At 53.7% G+C, this 1,565-nt stretch carries 1 protein-coding gene; it reads right to left on the bottom strand.

What is annotated here, in order from left to right; translation table 11 throughout:
- Window positions 1-23: 23 nt before the first annotated feature.
- Window positions 24-1,517 (bottom strand): IS30 family transposase, encoded by a 1,494-nt coding sequence (locus HMPREF2526_RS12930; RefSeq protein ID WP_083295541.1) that lies wholly within the window; start codon window positions 1,515-1,517, stop codon window positions 24-26.
- Between the last annotated feature and the right edge of the window lie 48 nt (window positions 1,518-1,565).

Genomic DNA, 1,565 nt, shown 5'->3' with positions numbered 1-1,565 from the left:
GGCGGTTTCAAGTGGTGGATGCATCACTTGAATAGTTCTTGGATTTTCTCTTCTGGTGTGTACCAGTTGAGGACTTTTCTGGGGCGCCCGTTGAGTAGGTCTTGAATGTGTTGAACGCCCTTATCGGTCAGGGTACTAAAGTCGCTTCCTTTTGGTAGGAAGTCTCGGACTAGCCCGTTGGTGTTTTCATTGGTAGGCCGCTGCCAGGGTGAGTGCGGATCGCAGAAATAGACTGCGAGCCCACGCTCGATGCTCAGCCTGTCTACCTGGGCTAGTTCCACACCTTGGTCCCAGGTCAGTGTTTTGGTGATGTTGCGTATTTTGCCAGTAAACATCTCGATTAACTTATCGACAGTCGTGGCGGAATCATGCACATCAAGTTTGCGGATCATGGTGTAGCGCGTACTGCGTTCCACGCAGGTCACAAGGGCCGTTGTGCCTCCTTGCCCGATGATGAGATCGCCTTCCCAATGTCCTGGAATAGCACGGTCTTCAACGCTGGCAGGGCGCTTGCTGATGCGGTAGTCTTCACCAATCCAGCTTCGATTACCGCGGGCTGGCAGGCGCGATTGCGGCCTTCGGCCGGTACGCCCAGAACGCAGGGCTTTTTCTACCTTCAACTCCTGGCGCAAGGCACCTTTAGCTTGGATGTAGAGAGCTTGGTAGATGGTTTCATGACTAATCGACATATCCCCACCTTTACCGAAGCAGCGGGCAAGAAAGTTCGAAATCTGCTCTGGTGACCACTTCGTGTTCAACCCCTCGATGACAAAGGCACGCAACTGCGGGTTGGTATCGAGTTTACGGGGTTTAGGCCTGGCTAAACGGTCTACAGCCCGCTTTTGCGCCACGAGGGCATCGTAGCCATGCTCAGTCATCCCACGAGCGATTTCTCTACTAATCGTCGACTGATTCCGGCCAAGCTGGGCTGCAATCTCACGATGAGAATGGCCCTGCTTCAGCAGATAGGCTATCGCTATCCGGTCATGGCGAATAAGACGCTTTCCGCGTCCTACCTTCGATTCGGATTCAGTGGGATGATCATTGAGTACCAAACGCCCAGACATGCGATTATGGTGCCACGTTCTCACCGTGTCAGCGCAGCGATCAACTACCTGGCCGACTTCCTTATAGCTTTTGCCAGCATCAACAAGTTTCAAAGCTTTAGCAATGCGATCCCGCTCAATTTGTATGGCTCCACCGCGACTGTTGTTGGCGAGTTCAATACCGTCTTGCGCAAGGTATCGGTAAGCCGTCTGTGGGAAACCTGTCTCTTTCAGTGCGCTATACGCAGACTGGCCGCTTTCTACAAGAGCAACGAGCTTTTGGTATTGATCTTTGTACTTATCCTCATTCAGGCTCCGATGGCGCTTGCCGCGGCTAAGTCCCTCAGCCTGACGCCACACCCTCGCCTGAGCCTTCGAGACCCCCAACTCCTTCAGGATCACCGACATCGGACGCGCATCATGCAGATACGCCTGCACATACCGCTCACGTAGCTTCTCATCACCGGACATCTACACAACCTCCCAGCTGTATAGATGCATTCACCACCTGAGCCCGCC

Origin of the sequence: Corynebacterium sp. HMSC070E08, assembly GCF_001808895.1 — a bacterium.
In the GTDB taxonomy this organism is placed as follows: domain Bacteria; phylum Actinomycetota; class Actinomycetes; order Mycobacteriales; family Mycobacteriaceae; genus Corynebacterium; species Corynebacterium hiratae.
This window is presented reverse-complemented; position numbering and strand designations above follow the sequence as displayed.